Origin of the sequence: Corallococcus sp. AB018 (assembly GCF_003986945.1) — a bacterium.
Classification (GTDB): Bacteria; Myxococcota; Myxococcia; order Myxococcales; family Myxococcaceae; genus Corallococcus; species Corallococcus exiguus.
This window is the reverse complement of record NZ_RAWR01000153.1, coordinates 12,771-27,118: the sequence shown is the minus strand read 5'-3', so window position 1 is coordinate 27,118 and position 14,348 is coordinate 12,771. Positions and strand designations below refer to the sequence as shown.

Below are 14,348 nucleotides of genomic sequence, written 5' to 3'. Positions count from 1 at the left end.
GTCGAACACCGCCGACCGCAACGCGACCAGCGCCACCACCAGGGGCACCAACGCCAGCGCCACGTGGCTCACCGTGCACACCCACTCGGGGAGGCTGGAAGGGCCCCGCGGGGTGGCCCGCGTCAGCACCAGCAGCGCGGAGCTCACCAGCGCCATGCCCACGCCCACCCAGCGCAGCCTGCGCCCTCGCGGGGACAGCGCTCCCCAGGAGCACACCGCGCTCGTGGACAGCAGCATCGCCAGCAGGGGCGCGCGGCCCATCAGCATCGAGCCCGTGGTGCGCCCCAGCGCCAGGAACACGCCCATCACCGCGAGCGCCATGCCCGCGGACGCCGCGAACACGCCCAACGCCTGCGAACGCCACCCCCGCACGGGCCGCTTCAGGGCCAGCTCCGCGCGCGATGCCGCCAGCGCGCGCTCCATCGCCTTCGGGTCCAGGCGGGGCGGGGTGGACCGCCATGGGTCGGTCGGAGGGCTCATGACACGTCCTCCAGTCCGCCCAGCAACTCACGCAGCTTCTCGTAGCCCCGGTGTGCCCGGAGCCGGGCCGCGCCCGCGCGGATGCCGCGCATCTCGGCGATCTCCTCGAAGGACCAGCCCTCCATCTTGCTCAGCACCACCGCCTCACGCTGCTCCACGGGCAATTGCTGGAGCGCGTCCTCGATGCGCCGGCGCATGGCCGGGTCCCCGTCCGGCGCGGGCACCGACGTGGGTCCGTCCTGCGGCGCGTGCGCGTGCGCGTCCACGTGCTGCTGATGCCGCAGCGCGTCCCGGGCCGCGTTCGCCGCGATGGTGAGCAGCCAGGGGGTGAAGCGGGTGCCGCGCTCGTAGCGGCCCCGGGCGCGGATGACGGAAAGGAAGGTCGTCTGCATGAGGTCCTCCGCCAGCGGCCCGTCCCTCACCATGCGGGCGAGGAAGCCGTGCACACGCCCGGCATGCCGGGCGAACAGCGCCTCGAACGCCGGCTCGTCTCCCTGGCGAAACTGGTCCATGAGCACTTCGTCCGTAACGCCTTCCATCGTCTGGCTCACGGACGGCCCTGCTCGGAAATCGTTTCCAAGGGCGGTCGATTGCCTCCTTGGAGGCTCCAAGGCCTTGAAACGACAAGCGCTGGACGTGACATCGCCGGAGGGCTCGCTTCCAGGACCCGAAAGGGTAGTGTCGCGCGCCTTACAGGTTTCAACGCGTTTCCCCAATTCGAGCGTCCATGTCCCCGGCCGAGGTCGTCATCCAGTCCACGCTGTTCGAATCGCTGCTGCGCTGCGTGCGGTTGGACAACGCGTTGCGCGAGCGGATGGCGGCGGCTGGCTATGACCCGGACCGGCCCAGGGCCAGCTATCCGGCGTCGGTGTTCCAGCGCTGCCAGAACCTGGTGCTGCAGGCCGCGTACGCGGGCCGGCCTCGCGAGGAGGCCCTGCGGCAGATGGGCCGGGACCTGGTGCGCGGCTACTTCGAGACGCTGGTGGGCAAGGTCGTGAACGTGGCCCTGAAGGTCGCGGGCCCGGACCGCGCGATGAAGCGGGTGGCGCTGAGCTTCCGCTCCGTGATGGAGCCGGTGGAGATCACCTCCACGGAGCTGGGCCCCAAGGACTGGCGGGTGACCTTCCAGGGCTATCCCTTCCCGGCGGAGGCCGCGGCGGGGTGTTGCGAGGAGGCGCTGCGTCAGGCCGGGGCCGCCAATGCCAACGCGGTGCTCGAGTCCGACGACGGACACGGCCGCTTCGAGCTGCACATGCGCTGGTAGGACGTCCCTGTGCACGCCGTAACGGTGATCATCATCCTTCCACCGCGACATGACTGAATGCGCTATGAGGGCCCCATGAAAATCGGCAAGGACAGTGTTGTCGCCATTGACTACAAGCTGCACCTCGGCGACGGGAAGACCGTGGACGAGAGCGAGGCGGGCGAGCCGCTCGTCTACCTGCACGGCTACGAGGAGATCGTCCCCGGCCTGGAGAAGGCGCTGGAGGGCAAGTCCGCGGGCGAGTCGCTGAAGACGGTCGTCTCCGCGGCGGACGGCTACGGCGACTACGATCCGGAAGGCGTCGAGGAGGTCCCCCGGACCGAGTTCCCCGAGGACCTGGAGATCAAGGCCGGCGGCATCCTGAGCGCCACGGATCCGGAGGGCGACGAGGTCGACTTCCTGGTGAAGGAAGTGCGCAAGGACACGGTGCTGGTGGACTTCAACCACCCGTTCGCCGGCAAGGAACTGCACTTCGAGGTCTCCATCAAGGAAGTGCGCGCCGCCACGCCCGAGGAACTCGAGCACGGCCACGCGCACGGCCCCGACGACGACCACGATCACTGACCGGCGGGACCCTTCGGCCGGCCCTTGCCGTGCGTCCGGGCATGCCGCCCGGGCGCCGCGCCTTCGGGCCGCTTGGAGCGTCCATGGTCGGTCTGGGGCGGTCCCGGGTCGCGCTGCTTCGCCGCGAACGCCTCCATCTCCCTCTTGAAGAGGGGGTCCCTGCGCGGCACCTCCGTGCGCGGAAGCTCCTGGCGGATGATGCGCTCGATGTCCTGGAGCGTGCGCCGCTCCACCTCCAGCGCGAACAACGAAGCCCGTCCACTGGCCGCCGCGCGAGCGGTGCGGCCAATGCGGTGCACGTAGTCCTCCGGCCCGTGAGGCACGTCCATGCTGATGACGTGGCCAATGTCATCCACGTCCAGTCCGCGCGCCGCCAGGTCGGTGGCCACGAGGCAGCGGTACTGCCCGCGGCGGAAGCCCTCCAACGCCTGACGCCGCTGCGCCTGCGTGCGGCCCGCGTGCAGGGCGGCGGACTTGTGGCCCGCGGCGGCGAGCAGCTCCTTCATCTTGTCCGCGCGCTGCTGGGTGCGCACGAACACGAGCGCGCTGGCCTGATCCTGTGAGAGCAGGGTGAGGAGCAGGGGCCACTTCTCCTCGGGCTTCACGATGTAGAGGTGCTGCTCGGCGCGAGGCGCGGGCGTCCCGCTGGGCGTCACCTCCACGCGCACGGGCTTGTGCAGGGCGCGCTGTCCGAAGCGCGTCACGTCCGCGCCCAGGGTGGCGGAGAACAGCATCGTCTGGCGCTGGCGGGGCAGCGCGTGGAGGATCTGGTTGATCTGCGGCAGGAAGCCCATGTCGAGCATCCGGTCCGCTTCATCCAGCACCAGCGTCTGGATGCGCGACAGGTTCACGGCCTTCACGCCCAGCAGGTCCACGAGCCGGCCCGGCGTGGCCACGATGAGGGTGGGACGTGAATTCAGCGCATCCACCTGCGCGTTCATGTCCTCGCCGCCGACGATGAGGACGGGCATGACGCCCAGGGGCTCGCCGAAGAAGCGGGCCTGCTCCTCCACCTGCTGCGCCAGCTCGCGCGTGGGGGTGAGGATGAGGCCCCGGGTGCCCTTCTCGCCCGCGAAGCGCTCAATCATGGGGAGCAGGTAGGCGGCCGTCTTGCCGGTGCCGGTGGCCGCGCAGCCGATGACGTCACGGCCGGACAGCGCGGGCGGGATGGCCTGCGCCTGGATGGGCGTGGGAGTACCGAAGCGGGCACGCTTCACGGCGCCCAGCGTTTCGGGGGACAGGCCCAGGGACTTGAAGGAAGCAGTCATGCCCCACGCCTCCCACGTCCGGGCCGGAGAGGGAAGGGGGATTGAGGGGGAGGGCGCCCCGGGCCATGTAAGCCCAGGGCGCGCCAGGGGCTGTTTTCAGCCCGCGTTCAGCGCCGCGCCGTGGTGGCGCAGGTGGTCTTCCATGAACGTGGAGACGAAGTAGTAGCCGTGGTCGTACCCCTCCTGCATGCGCAGGGTGAGGGGCTGGCCCGCCGCCTCGCAGGCTTCCTTGAGGAAGTGCGGGTGCAGCTGGTCCGGCAGGAACTTGTCCTTCGTCCCCTGGTCCACGAGCAGCGCCGGTACGCGCCGGCCGGCCTTCAGCAGCTCCGTGGCGTCGTACTCGCGCCACGTCTGCTCATCCGGCCCCAGGTAGCCGCCAAAGGCCTTCTTGCCCCAGGGGCTGCGGATGGGAGCGCCAATGGGAGCGAACGCGGACACGGACTTGTACCGGCCCGGGTTCCGGAGCGCCGTCACCAGCGCGCCGTGCCCGCCCATGGAGTGCCCGAAGATGCCCTCGCGGTCCATGCGCGCGGGGAAGTGCGCGCCGATGATGCCGGGCAGCTCCTGGGTGATGTACGTGCCCATGCGGTAGCGCGCCTTCCACGGCTCCTGGGTGGCGTCCAGGTAGAAGCCCGCGCCGGTGCCGAAGTCCCAGTCCGCGTCCTCGCCCGGGATGCCCGCGCCGCGAGGACTGGTGTCCGGCGCCACGAGCATCAGCCCCAGCTCCGCCGCCACGCGCTGCGCACCGCCCTTGGTGACGAAGGTCTCCTCCGTGCACGTGAGGCCCGCCAGGTAGTACAGCACGGGCACCTTGCCGTGCTTCGCCTGGGGCGGGGTGAAGACGCTGAAGCGCATCTCACCGCCGCAGGCCTCGGACGGGTGCTTCCAGAAGGACTGCGTCCCCCCGAAGCACGCGTGCTCGCTGACGAGCGTGGGCGCCACGGCGCTCATCCGTACTTCACCACGCTGCGGATGGACTTGCCCTCGTGCATCAGGTCGAAGCCGTGGTTGATCTCCTCCAGCTTCAGCGTGTGCGTGATCAGCGGGTCGACCTGGATCTTCCCGTCCATGTACCAGTCGACGATCTTCGGCACGTCCGTGCGGCCGCGGGCGCCGCCGAACGCGCTGCCCTTCCACACGCGGCCGGTGACGAGCTGGAACGGACGGGTGCTGATCTCCTGCCCCGCGCCCGCCACGCCGATGATGATGCTCTCGCCCCAGCCGCGGTGGCAGCACTCCAGGGCCTGGCGCATCGTCTTCACGTTGCCGATGCACTCGAAGCTGTAGTCCGCGCCGCCGCCGGTGAGGTTCACCAGGTACGGGACGAGGTCGCCTTCCACTTCCTTCGGGTTCACGAAGTGCGTCATCCCGAACTTCTCCGCGATCTCCTTGCGAGCGGGGTTCAGGTCCACGCCGACGATCATGTCCGCGCCCACCATGCGCGCGGCCTGCACGACGTTCAGGCCGATGCCACCCAGGCCGAAGACGACGACCTTCGCGCCGGCCTCCACCTTCGCGGTGTAGACGACGGCGCCCACGCCGGTGGTGACGCCGCAGCCGATGTAGCAGACCTTGTCGAAGGGGGCGTCCTCGCGGATCTTCGCCACGGCAATCTCCGGCAGCACCGTGAAGTTCGCGAACGTGGAGCAGCCCATGTAGTGGTGGATGGCCTGCTTGCCCAGGCGGAAGCGGCTGGTGCCATCCGGCATCAGGCCCTTGCCCTGCGTGGCGCGGATGGCCGTGCACAGGTTCGTCTTCTGGGACAGGCACGACTTACAGCCGCGGCACTCCGGCGTGTAGAGCGGGATGACGTGGTCGCCCTTCTTCACGCTGGTGACGCCCGGACCCACGTCCACGACGATGCCCGCGCCCTCGTGGCCGAAGATGGCGGGGAACAGACCCTCCGGGTCCGCGCCAGAGCGGGTGAACTCGTCGGTGTGGCACAGGCCGGTGGCCTTCAGCTCGATCAGCACCTCGCCCGCCTTGGGGCCCTCCAGGTGCACGGTTTCGATGCTCAGGGGCTTGCCGGCCTCGAAGGCGACGGCGGCGCGGACGTCCATGGTGGGGCTCCTGTGAGTGGGGAACGAAGACTCCCCACCATAGAGGCCACGCACCGCGTCGTCCGTGAAAAGAAGCGGCCCGGCCCATCAGGGCCCGCTTCTAGACGGAGATCAGGCCCTTGCGGATGCCTTCGGTGACGGCCTCCACCCGGTTCGTCACTTCGAGTTTCCGGTAGATGTGCTCCAGGTGCGTGCGGATGGTCGCCTTGGAGAGCGACAGCAGCCGGGCCGCCTCGCTGTTGGACACGCCCTTGGCGATGAGCTGGAGGATCTCCCGCTCGCGGTCCGACAGCGGCTTGAGCAACGGCTCCTGCGCGGATGCCGGAGCCGCGGGCTCCGAGGCGGACGGCGCCACGGCCAGGGGCTCCGTGGGCACGGGCGCGGTGTCCGGCTCCACGCGGAAGTGGCGCAGCAGGCGCCGCGCGAGGTTCGGCTGGATGACCGTGCCGCCCGCGCGCACCTCCTTGATGGCCTCCACGATCTTGTCCACCGTGGCGCCCTTGAGCAGGTAGCCGGACGCGCCTGCCTTCACGGCTTCGAGGACTTTGTCCTCCTCGTCGAAGATGGTGAAGATCAGGATCTCCACCTTCGGGAAGCGCGCCTTCACCTCGCGAGTGACGTCGATGCCGCTCATGCGCGGCAGCCCCAGGTCCAGCAGCAGCACGTCCGGCTGCTCGCGCTCCACCTCCACCAGCGCGGCCTCACCGGACAACGCGGTGCCCACGATGTCGATGTCCGGGTGGCCTTCGAAGAGGCGCAGCTGGTTCTTCAAGATCTTGGTCTGGTCCTCCACGACGAACACGCGGATGGGGAGGGCGGGGGCATTCGGGGTCGGGTCCACGGGGCGGGCTCCGGTGCGTGTCAGGCGGAAAGGCAGGGAAGGGAGAAGGCCACCTGGGCTCCGGCGCCGGGCGCCGAGTCCACCACGATGGAACCCCCGAGCTTCATGGCCCGCTCACGCATGTTGAGCAGGCCGTAGTGTCCGCGCGGCGTGCGGCCCGGGTCGAAGCCCTTGCCGTTGTCGCGGACCACCAGGTGCACGCCCTCCGCGCTGAAGTCCAGGCGCACCTGGACCTCCTTCGCCTCGGCGTGCTTCGCGGCGTTGGACAGACATTCCTGGAGGATGCGGAACAGCGCCAGCTGCGCGTCCGGGGGCAGCTTGCGCGTCAGGCCCGTGCGCTCGAAGCGGATGTCCTGCCCGGTGCGGTCGCGGAAGGTCTTGATGTAGTCCTCCAGGCCCTGCGCCAGCTCGAAGTCGTCGCGCATCATCCGCAGGTTGCGGCGCAGCTCCTCAATCGACTCCTCCGCGGTGGCCTTCATCTCGCGGATCTCCGTGCGCAGCCCGTCCTCGCGCGCGAGGTTCAGGATGTACTCCGCCTGGATGATCATCGAGGACAGGGACGCGCCCAGGCCGTCATGGATTTCGCGCGCCAGCCGGTTGCGCTCCTCCACCACCGCCAGCTCCTTCAGGTCGCCCTGCAGGGACACCACCTCGCGGTGCGCGGTGGCCTCGCGCTCGTTCAGGTACACGAGCACGTAGACGATGATGAAGTTGAGCCCCAGGTACCAGAGCAGCGTGAGCAGCTCCACCGCCGTCACGGAGCGGTTGAGCAGCAGGTCCAGGCGCGTGGTGATGGGCAGCGCCAGCAGCGGCGGCAGGATGGCCAGCGGCTTGGGGAAGAGGATGGCGAAGAGCGTGGTGAAGAGCAGCTGCGTCGCCAGCAGCGGGCTTTGAAGACCGCCGCCCACCTGCGGCCGGGCGATGAGCACCACGGTGATCAGCAGGTCGCAGCACAGCGACAGGTACGTCACCCACCGGCCTGCCTTCGGGTGGTCGATGACGAGCAGGTTCGCGACGCTGTAGAGCAGCATCGCGAAGTAGCCCAGGAAGGAGATGGGCCCGTTGAAGCCGAAGTAGCCGCTCCACGCGGGCACCGCGAGGATGAGCAGGCCCAACGTGAGGAACATCATCCGCGCGTAGAACAGCGCGCGGGCCCGGGCGACGAAGCGGTCCTGCTCCCAGGAAGCCGCCGCCTGCTCCGCGGACACGTTGTCCGTGAGGTTGCGGCGCTCCAGCACGGCGCGGACGCGGGCCTTCAGGTCATGGGCCGGGTGCTCGTCGCCGGGTCGGAGGTCGCTGTCCATTCGAGCGGCAGCTTACGGGACCTTCCCGGGGAGCGGAATTCCCGGCAAGCCGCCAGGTGAGCATCCTGGCGGGTGCGGAAGGGGCAACGCGCTACTTGGGGGCGCCTTCGTCCACGCACGCCTTCTTGGCCTCGGGCTGGCGGGAGAGGACGAAGTCCAGGCGGTCGGTGGTCTGCCCCGTGCGCTCGTCGAACAGGGGCGTGCCGCCCGCGTACATGGTGCCCTTCTGGCTGCCGTACTTGTCCAGGTTGTGGGTCTTGAGCCAGCCGTCCACGCAGGCCTCCAGGGCCAGGCGGTCGCTGGCGCCCGAGTCGTAGGTCACGGCGCTCGCGTCCTTCGTGCCAGCCTCGGCGGGGGCCTCCGGGGGAGCGGCCTCGCGGCCCGACTGGAGCTCCTCCTTGACGGTGCCGGTCTGCGTGGCCGCGTCCGGGCTCTCGCCGGTGTTCTTGTGGCAGCCGACAGCCAGGGACAGCAGGGTGGAAAACACGAGCGCGCCGGTCAGGTTTTTCATATGTCCTGGCTGGTGAGGGCCGCTTGTGACGGCGGCGGGTAGGGAAGGCTTCGGGAGCGTCCTGAAGTCAGGACGTGGAGTCGCCGCACCATATTCGTTCGTTCCTCACGGAGCACCAGTCCCATGCACGGTTCGCCGGATACCGACCATCACGCACGCATTCCCCACGCCACCCGCATCGAGCGCGCGCGGGTGCTGGTCGTGGGAGCGGGCGGCCTGGGCTGTCCGGCGTCGCTCGCGCTGGCGCAGGGCGGTGTGGGCCACCTGACGTTGGTGGATCCGGACCGGGTGGACGTGACGAACCTGCCCCGGCAGCTCTGGCACCGCACCCAGGACGTGGGCCGTTTCAAGGCGGAGTCCGCCGCCGCCGGCCTCCTGCGCGCCTTCCCCGGCTTGAGCGTGGAAGCCCTGCCGGAGCGGCTGGACGCGGGCAACGCCGAAGCGCTCTTCCGCGAGCACGACCTGGTGGTGGACGCCACCGACGGCGTCGCCACCAAGTTCTTCCTGTCGGACGTGGCGGTGCTCACCGGCGTGCCGCTCGTATACGGCGGCGTGCTGCGCATGAACGGCCAGGCCCTGCGAATCGACCCCGGCGGCCCCTGCCTGCGCTGCCTCTATGAGGACGTGCCGCCCCCGGACGCGGTGCCCACCTGCGCGCAGGCGGGTGTGCTGGGTGCGATGGCGGGGCTCATCGGCGCGGTGCAGGCGCTGCTCGCGCTGGAGCTGCTGGCGGGCGCGGCCACGGGCCCCCGCGGCCAGGCCACGCTGCACGTGCTCGACGGCGAGACGCTGGAGGGACGCACCGTGAAGGTGACGCGCGCGCCCGGCTGCCCGGGGTGCGCCATCCAGACGCTGCCCCCGTTCCCTTCGTCCCAGGAGGACACCGCATGCCCGACGTGACGGCGACGTTGGACATCACCCGCGAGGTGTGTCCGATGACCTACGTGCGCACCAAGCTGAAGCTGGAGTCGCTGCCCGCGGACACGCTGCTGGAGGTGCTGCTCAAGGGCGACGAGCCCCTGAAGAACGTGCCCCGCAGCGCGAAGGACGAGGGCCACGACGTGGTGTCCCTGGATCCACGCGGGGACGGCACGCACCGGTTGATCATCCGCAAGCGGGGGAAATGAGCCAATGGCCACGATTCGCATTCCGACACCCATGAGGACGCTGACGGGCAACCAGTCCGAGGTCCAGGCCACCGGCTCCACCGTGGGCGACGTGCTGCGCGACCTGGACGCGCGCTATCCCGGCATGGGCGCGCGCCTCTTCGACGACAAGGGCGCCGTGCGCCGGTACGTGAACGTCTTCCTCAATGACGAGGACGTGCGCGCGCTCAAGGCCCTGGACACGCCCGTGAAGGACGCGGACCGGATCACCCTCATCCCCGCGATGGCGGGGGGCTGAAGGGGCCGTCATGGCGCTGCGCGAGGATCAGATTCTCCGCTACTCCCGGCAGATCCTCCTGAGGGACGTAGGTGGGCGCGGGCAGGAGGCCCTGCTGGCCGGCGGCGCGCGCGTGGACGGGCTGGGCGCTTCCGGCCTCACGGCCACGGCGTACCTGGCGGGCGGCGGTACTCCCGTGACGGGCGTGGGATCGCTGACCATGGGGCCCTGGTCGCCGGGGTTCCTCGCGTCCGCTCACGACGTGGGCCAGCCCGTGGCGGAGGTGCTGGCGCGCGTGGTTCCGGAGGTGAATCCGGACGCGGTGGGCACGCCCGGCGGCGGGCTGCTCGCGGAACTGCCGGCGGCCTGGAGCGGAGAGGCTCCCTGGGTCGCGCTGGGGGGCGACGGCGCGCGTGGCGCGGTGGTGTTCCGGGGCGCGGACGGGTGCGTCTGGTGCTTCGGTGAAACGGTGCGCCACCTGGGCACGCCACCGGATGGAGCCATGGGCGTGGCCCTGGGCGCCCTGGGCGCGCTCGTCTTCCAGCGGCTGCGGTTGGGACTGGGCCCGTCGCTGGGCGGCCGGTGGCTGAGCGCTCCGGGCTCGATGACGGACCTGGAACTCCGCCGGTGCTCGCGCTGCGCCGCGGCGGAAGCGAAGCCCTGATCCAGCACGCGCCACCAGAAGTGCTCACCCGGATGATCCGCCACCTGGAGGCCGCGTGGCCCCAGGAAGGCTGCGGCGTGATCCTCAGGAGTGGGGCGGGGGAGGGTGACTCCTGGCGGGTCGTCCCCCTAACCAACGCCTCCCCCACGCCGCACGTCGCCTACGCCTTCGCCCCAGAGGTGTGGCTCCAGGTGTGTCTGGACGCGGACGCGCGACAAGAGGAGGTGGTCTGCGTCTTCCACTCGCACGTGGACGCGCCCGCCGTGTTCTCCTCCGAGGACCGACGCCAGGCCGCTCCCTCGGGAATCCCACTGCTGCCCCAGGTGTCCTACGTCGTGGTTGCCATACGCGGAGGCCGTGCCGCCTCCGCCTCCCGGTCTATTTGGAGCGCGGGCGATTTTCAGACTGTTCCGCTTGCATTGGCGGATTTCAGGTTTGAAAAAACCGTGTAAGGGCGGGAACTTGCCCTGCAACCGACCCCACCTGCGGAAAGGTGGGTCCGAATTGTCAAGTGACTGGGTTTTCGTCTATAAAGCGGTGGTCTATTGGATCTGCCGCGTCCCACGCCGCGTGCAAGAAGCGCTCCGGACGCAGGGAGTTAGAACCCTTATGGCCACCAACAACGGATTCACCCTCTGGCTCACCGGCATGTCCGGAACTGGGAAGACCACGACGGCCGCCTACATCGCGGCCCGGCTCCGCCAGGTCGGACGTAACGTGGAGGTCCTCGACGAGGGCGAACTCCATAACGACCTGTGGGCTGGCATCGGCGACACCAAGGACGAGCGCAACATGATCGTGCGCCGCCTGGGCTTCGTCGCCGGCCTCATGGCCCGCAACGGCGTGGCGGTGCTCGTCCCCTGCGTGAGCCCCTACAAGTCGAGCCGCGAGGAAGTGCGCCGCGCGGTGGGCAAGTACGTGGAGGTCTACGTCGACTGCCCCACGGAGAAGCTCATCGAGCGCGACTCCACCGGCAAGTACAAGAAGGCGCTCAACGGGGAGATCCCCAACTTCATCGGCATCACGGAGCCGTACGAGCCGCCCACCTCACCCGAGGTGACCATCTACTCCGACTCGGAGTCGGTGGAGGACGGCGGGACGAAGATCTTCCAGGCGCTGCTGGACCTGGGCCTGATGTCCACGGACGAGCTGAAGACCATCACCGGCAAGAAGATGAAGGCCAACCCGCTGCCGCCGAAGAAGGCCCGCCGCGACGAAGAGGACCCGCCGGTCCGTGTCGCCGCGGTGAAGGCCGCCAAGCCTCCCAAGGCGGACAAGGGTTCCAAGGGCGCCAAGGCGCGTCCGGCCACCCGCGCCGCCCGCGTGGGCAAGCCGGCCCCGGCCGCGAAGAAGAAGGCCGCCAAGAGCAAGGCCCGGTAGTCCCCACCGCCGTCCTGACTGTCGAAGGGCTCCAGGTTGCCCGCGCGATGCGCGTGCAATCCGGGGCCCTTCCGTTTTAGGAGTCCCCCATGCTGAGCCCCGAGCGGATTGAAGCCCTCTGTGAAGCGTCCCGCCCCAAGCTGGAGGCGATGCGCGAAGCCCTGCGCGCCCACGGCAGCGCGCTGGTGGCGTTCTCCGGCGGCGTGGACTCCACCTTCGTCCTCGCGATCGCGGCGGAGGTGCTGGGCGAGCGCGCCCTGGCGCTCACCGCGCTGTCCGCCTCCGTCGCCCCGGAGGAGGAGCGCGAGGCCCGCGAGCTGGCGGGCCGCCTGGGCGCCCGGCACGTCGTCGTCTCCAGCAACGAGCTGGCGAACCCCAGCTACGCCGCCAACCCCACCAACCGCTGCTACTTCTGCAAGACGGAGCTGTACGACCTCTGCGAGGCGAAGCGCGCGGAGCTGGGGCTGTCCGTGGTGCTGGACGGCTTCAACGCGGACGACTTCAAGGATCACCGGCCCGGCCACAAGGCCGCGAAGGAGCACCGGGTGGTGTCCCCCCTGGCGCAGGCCGGGCTCACCAAGGATGAGATCCGCGCGTGGAGCCGCAAGCTGGGGCTGCCCACCTGGGACAAGCCGCAGATGGCGTGCCTGGCGTCGCGCATCCCCTACGGCACCTCCGTGACGCGCGACCGGCTCCTGCAGATCGCCGCCGCGGAGTCGGAGCTGCGCGCGCTGGACTTCAAGCAGTTCCGCGTCCGCTACCACCAGGACGTGGCGCGAATCGAGCTGGCCAGCGAGGAGTACCCCCGCTTCTTCGAGGCTGGCATCCGCGAGCGGATCAACGGCGCCTTCAAGTCCCTGGGCTTCAAGTTCGTGGCCCTGGATCTGGAGCCCTTCCGCTCCGGCCGCCTCAACGAGGCCGCCGGCATCGCCCCTGCGGCCGGGGCAGGGCAGGGGAAGTCCGAGGGCTTCAAGCTCCCGGTGGTGGGGTGAAGGGTCTCCCCTCGGGTTTCCTGATCGCGCTGGGCCTGGCGCTGGCCACCCCCGCCGCCGCCGTGGAGTACCTGGATGATGGGCCGTACGCGCGCCGGCGCTCGCTGATCCTCACGGTGGGGCCCGGGGCCACGTACTCCGAACGGATCAGCGGGGACTCCGCCGTGTCCGGACTCGCCGGGCACCTGGATCTGGGGGCCGCGATCACCGTGGGCTACGGAGGGGACGAGGTGTTCCTCCTCGCGCGCGGCAGCACCGGCCGCCCGGGGGAGGATCTGGCGCTGATCACCGGCTACCGCAGCGTCTTCGGATCCGAGTCGTGGCGGACCTTCTTCGACCTGGGCGTTTCCGTGCGTCCGATTTCTGGGCCGTGGCTGGGGCCTCGCATAGGGTTCGGCGCCAGACACACCCTCTCGGATCATTTCGCGCTGTACGGCGGGCTCGGCTTCACGTTCGGGTTCGGCTCCGGACTGCGCGCGGACACCGAGCTCTTCACCGGGTTGCAGTGGATCATCCCGGTGGGTTCAGCCTCGTAGGTTGTTTTCTTGAGGTTGTCCGACATTGTGAGAGGGTGTGTGCATCTGTCGGAGGTTGCGCACTTGGACATGAATCCCCGCCTCACCTCGGTCGTGTTTCGTCTCAACCGCGAAAAGCTGGACGCCCTGAAGGAGCTGTCGCGCACCACGCGCATCCGTCAGAGCGAGTACCTCCGGGAGGCCATCTCGGATCTGCTGGCGAAGTACGAAGCGCGCTTCGTGGACTGAAGCGCCACGTCAGCCCGGCGGCGCTCCCGTGAAGGGTGGCGCGTCGGGCAGACCGGGCGGGTGGAGGCGCTCGCCGGGCCCGAAAGGGTCCACCGCGGAAGGATAGCGGACCTCCCACAACACCAGCCCATGCGCCGGGGCCTTGAAGCCGGGCAGGGCGGTTCCCGAATCCAGCGCCGCGTGCCACTGCTCCTCGGACAGGAGCCCCGCGGCCACCTTCAGCGCGCTGCCCACCAGGTACCGCACCTGGTAGCGCGCGAAGCCGTCTCCTTCCAGCCGCGCCTCGAAGAGCCCACCGCCCAGCTCCCGCAGGGTGGCGGACTGAAGCGTGCGCGGCTTCTGGGGACTGGAGCGCTCGTGGAACGCGGTGAAGTCCCGCGTGCCCACGGCGCGGGCGAGCAGCGCCTCCAGCTTCTCCGGAGTCACCCGGTGGCCTGTCTGGAGGGTTTCGTCCGCCGCCACGTCCATCGCGTACGGCCGCCATGCTTCCGGGGGCGGGGTGCCCAGCGTCAGGTGGTAGCGGTACTCCTTGCCGCTCGCGCTCCACTGCGCGTGAAAGGCGCCCGGCGGCCGCTTCGCGATGCACAGCCCCACGTCCGGGGACAGGTGCGGCGCCAGCCGCGCGGGCAGCGAATCCAGGGGGACATCCTCATTGAGGCGCAGGCTGATGACCTGCATCCGCGCGTGTACGCCCCGGTCGGTGCGCCCGGACGGCATCACCGTGGCCGGTGAGCCTGCCTGCTCCAGGGCGTTTTCGAGCGCGTCCTGGACCGTGGGACCTTCCACCTGGCGCTGGAAGCCGCGGAAGTTTCCGCCGCGATACCAAGTCCACAGTACGGCGGGAATTCGTCTGAGAGAGGTCCTTGCCACGGC

General features: G+C 69.9%; 20 protein-coding genes. 11 read left to right on the top strand and 9 right to left on the bottom strand.

From position 1 onward, the window contains the following. Positions 1–480, bottom strand: a 480-nt coding sequence (locus D7Y11_RS28340) for a DUF1109 domain-containing protein (protein WP_126935262.1), incomplete at its 3' end; no start/stop codon positions are given. Beyond that, positions 477–1,019: an RNA polymerase sigma factor gene (locus tag D7Y11_RS28335; RefSeq protein ID WP_014396684.1), complete on the bottom strand. Its 543-nt coding sequence runs from the start codon at positions 1,017–1,019 to the stop codon at positions 477–479. The genes D7Y11_RS28335 and D7Y11_RS28340, both read right to left, overlap by 4 nt. Positions 1,020–1,207: 188 nt before the next feature. On the opposite strand from D7Y11_RS28335, the gene D7Y11_RS28330 reads away from it, so the two are divergent. Then, entirely contained in the window at positions 1,208–1,744 is a 537-nt protein-coding gene (locus tag D7Y11_RS28330) for a DUF2378 family protein (protein WP_120581330.1), read from the top strand. A gap of 75 nt (positions 1,745–1,819) precedes the next feature. Continuing rightward, complete coding sequence (locus D7Y11_RS28325; protein ID WP_120581329.1) at positions 1,820–2,308, top strand: peptidylprolyl isomerase; 489 nt, start codon at positions 1,820–1,822, stop codon at positions 2,306–2,308. On the opposite strand, the gene D7Y11_RS28320 is transcribed toward D7Y11_RS28325, so the two are convergent. From D7Y11_RS28320 to D7Y11_RS28295, 6 genes are all read right to left on the bottom strand, one after another. Beyond that, positions 2,302–3,576 (bottom strand): DEAD/DEAH box helicase, encoded by a 1,275-nt coding sequence (locus D7Y11_RS28320; RefSeq protein WP_126935261.1) that lies wholly within the window; start codon positions 3,574–3,576, stop codon positions 2,302–2,304. The two genes, D7Y11_RS28325 and D7Y11_RS28320, sit on opposite strands and share 7 nt — an antisense overlap. Before the next feature lie 96 nt (positions 3,577–3,672). Continuing rightward, the gene (fghA, locus tag D7Y11_RS28315) at positions 3,673–4,527 is read right to left on the bottom strand and encodes an S-formylglutathione hydrolase (protein ID WP_126935260.1); all 855 of its coding nucleotides are present in this window, start codon (positions 4,525–4,527) and stop codon (positions 3,673–3,675) included. After that, a complete protein-coding gene (locus tag D7Y11_RS28310) occupies positions 4,524–5,636 on the bottom strand; it encodes an S-(hydroxymethyl)glutathione dehydrogenase/class III alcohol dehydrogenase (RefSeq protein WP_014396689.1) in 1,113 nt (370 codons plus the stop codon). Before D7Y11_RS28310 ends, fghA begins: the two co-directional genes overlap by 4 nt. 100 nt (positions 5,637–5,736) lie before the next feature. Next, on the bottom strand, positions 5,737–6,477 hold the full coding sequence (locus D7Y11_RS28305; RefSeq protein ID WP_121752685.1) for a response regulator transcription factor: 741 nt from the start codon (positions 6,475–6,477) through the stop codon (positions 5,737–5,739). A 20-nt stretch (positions 6,478–6,497) separates the two neighbouring features. Continuing rightward, entirely contained in the window at positions 6,498–7,781 is a 1,284-nt protein-coding gene (locus tag D7Y11_RS28300; protein WP_120598293.1) for a sensor histidine kinase, read from the bottom strand. Between the two features lie 91 nt (positions 7,782–7,872). After that, a complete protein-coding gene (locus D7Y11_RS28295) occupies positions 7,873–8,292 on the bottom strand; it encodes a hypothetical protein (protein ID WP_126935259.1) in 420 nt (139 codons plus the stop codon). Positions 8,293–8,415: 123 nt separating this feature from the next. On the opposite strand from D7Y11_RS28295, the gene D7Y11_RS28290 reads away from it, so the two are divergent. From D7Y11_RS28290 to D7Y11_RS28250, 9 genes are all read left to right on the top strand, one after another. Then, positions 8,416–9,192, top strand: coding sequence for a HesA/MoeB/ThiF family protein (locus D7Y11_RS28290; protein ID WP_126935258.1), 777 nt, complete (start codon positions 8,416–8,418; stop codon positions 9,190–9,192). Continuing rightward, positions 9,180–9,419 (top strand): sulfurtransferase TusA family protein, encoded by a 240-nt coding sequence (locus D7Y11_RS28285; RefSeq protein ID WP_121778645.1) that lies wholly within the window; start codon positions 9,180–9,182, stop codon positions 9,417–9,419. Before D7Y11_RS28290 ends, D7Y11_RS28285 begins: the two co-directional genes overlap by 13 nt. A gap of 4 nt (positions 9,420–9,423) precedes the next feature. After that, positions 9,424–9,696 carry a ubiquitin-like small modifier protein 1 gene (locus D7Y11_RS28280; RefSeq protein WP_126935257.1) on the top strand — a complete coding sequence of 91 codons (273 nt, stop codon included), beginning with the start codon at positions 9,424–9,426 and terminating at the stop codon, positions 9,694–9,696. Positions 9,697–9,706: 10 nt separating this feature from the next. Further along, positions 9,707–10,339, top strand: a complete 633-nt coding sequence (locus tag D7Y11_RS28275; RefSeq protein WP_121778643.1) for a ThiF family adenylyltransferase — start codon at positions 9,707–9,709, stop codon at positions 10,337–10,339. After that, positions 10,303–10,791 (top strand): Mov34/MPN/PAD-1 family protein, encoded by a 489-nt coding sequence (locus tag D7Y11_RS28270; RefSeq protein WP_126935256.1) that lies wholly within the window; start codon positions 10,303–10,305, stop codon positions 10,789–10,791. The genes D7Y11_RS28275 and D7Y11_RS28270 overlap by 37 nt, the downstream gene beginning before the upstream one ends. 157 nt (positions 10,792–10,948) lie before the next feature. Next, positions 10,949–11,719, top strand: a complete 771-nt coding sequence (gene cysC, locus D7Y11_RS28265) for an adenylyl-sulfate kinase (protein WP_126935255.1) — start codon at positions 10,949–10,951, stop codon at positions 11,717–11,719. An 89-nt stretch (positions 11,720–11,808) separates the two neighbouring features. Continuing rightward, the gene (gene larE / locus D7Y11_RS28260; protein WP_121752682.1) at positions 11,809–12,711 is read left to right on the top strand and encodes an ATP-dependent sacrificial sulfur transferase LarE; all 903 of its coding nucleotides are present in this window, start codon (positions 11,809–11,811) and stop codon (positions 12,709–12,711) included. Continuing rightward, entirely contained in the window at positions 12,708–13,247 is a 540-nt protein-coding gene (locus D7Y11_RS28255; protein ID WP_233604912.1) for a hypothetical protein, read from the top strand. The genes larE and D7Y11_RS28255 overlap by 4 nt, the downstream gene beginning before the upstream one ends. A gap of 63 nt (positions 13,248–13,310) precedes the next feature. After that, on the top strand, positions 13,311–13,475 hold the full coding sequence (locus tag D7Y11_RS28250) for a ribbon-helix-helix domain-containing protein (protein WP_014396701.1): 165 nt from the start codon (positions 13,311–13,313) through the stop codon (positions 13,473–13,475). A 9-nt stretch (positions 13,476–13,484) separates the two neighbouring features. Here the strand turns inward: D7Y11_RS28250 and D7Y11_RS28245 are convergent, their stop codons facing one another. Beyond that, positions 13,485–14,345, bottom strand: a complete 861-nt coding sequence (locus D7Y11_RS28245) for a tRNA pseudouridine(38-40) synthase TruA (protein WP_126935254.1) — start codon at positions 14,343–14,345, stop codon at positions 13,485–13,487. Positions 14,346–14,348: the final 3 nt, after the last annotated feature.

What these genes read in the sequence shown, in the direction of transcription:
- D7Y11_RS28275 (WP_121778643.1), top strand. Translation starts at nt 9,707, where the DNA reads ATGGCGCTGCGCGAGGATCAGATTCTCCGCTACTCCCGGCAGATCCTC.
- larE (WP_121752682.1), top strand. Translation starts at nt 11,809, where the DNA reads ATGCTGAGCCCCGAGCGGATTGAAGCCCTCTGTGAAGCGTCCCGCCCC.
- D7Y11_RS28285 (WP_121778645.1), top strand. Translation starts at nt 9,180, where the DNA reads ATGCCCGACGTGACGGCGACGTTGGACATCACCCGCGAGGTGTGTCCG.
- D7Y11_RS28320 (WP_126935261.1), bottom strand. Translation starts at nt 3,576, where the DNA reads ATGACTGCTTCCTTCAAGTCCCTGGGCCTGTCCCCCGAAACGCTGGGC.
- D7Y11_RS28280 (WP_126935257.1), top strand. Translation starts at nt 9,424, where the DNA reads ATGGCCACGATTCGCATTCCGACACCCATGAGGACGCTGACGGGCAAC.
- D7Y11_RS28300 (WP_120598293.1), bottom strand. Translation starts at nt 7,781, where the DNA reads ATGGACAGCGACCTCCGACCCGGCGACGAGCACCCGGCCCATGACCTG.
- D7Y11_RS28330 (WP_120581330.1), top strand. Translation starts at nt 1,208, where the DNA reads ATGTCCCCGGCCGAGGTCGTCATCCAGTCCACGCTGTTCGAATCGCTG.
- fghA (WP_126935260.1), bottom strand. Translation starts at nt 4,527, where the DNA reads ATGAGCGCCGTGGCGCCCACGCTCGTCAGCGAGCACGCGTGCTTCGGG.
- D7Y11_RS28335 (WP_014396684.1), bottom strand. Translation starts at nt 1,019, where the DNA reads ATGGAAGGCGTTACGGACGAAGTGCTCATGGACCAGTTTCGCCAGGGA.
- cysC (WP_126935255.1), top strand. Translation starts at nt 10,949, where the DNA reads ATGGCCACCAACAACGGATTCACCCTCTGGCTCACCGGCATGTCCGGA.
- D7Y11_RS28290 (WP_126935258.1), top strand. Translation starts at nt 8,416, where the DNA reads ATGCACGGTTCGCCGGATACCGACCATCACGCACGCATTCCCCACGCC.
- D7Y11_RS28310 (WP_014396689.1), bottom strand. Translation starts at nt 5,636, where the DNA reads ATGGACGTCCGCGCCGCCGTCGCCTTCGAGGCCGGCAAGCCCCTGAGC.
- D7Y11_RS28295 (WP_126935259.1), bottom strand. Translation starts at nt 8,292, where the DNA reads ATGAAAAACCTGACCGGCGCGCTCGTGTTTTCCACCCTGCTGTCCCTG.
- D7Y11_RS28325 (WP_120581329.1), top strand. Translation starts at nt 1,820, where the DNA reads ATGAAAATCGGCAAGGACAGTGTTGTCGCCATTGACTACAAGCTGCAC.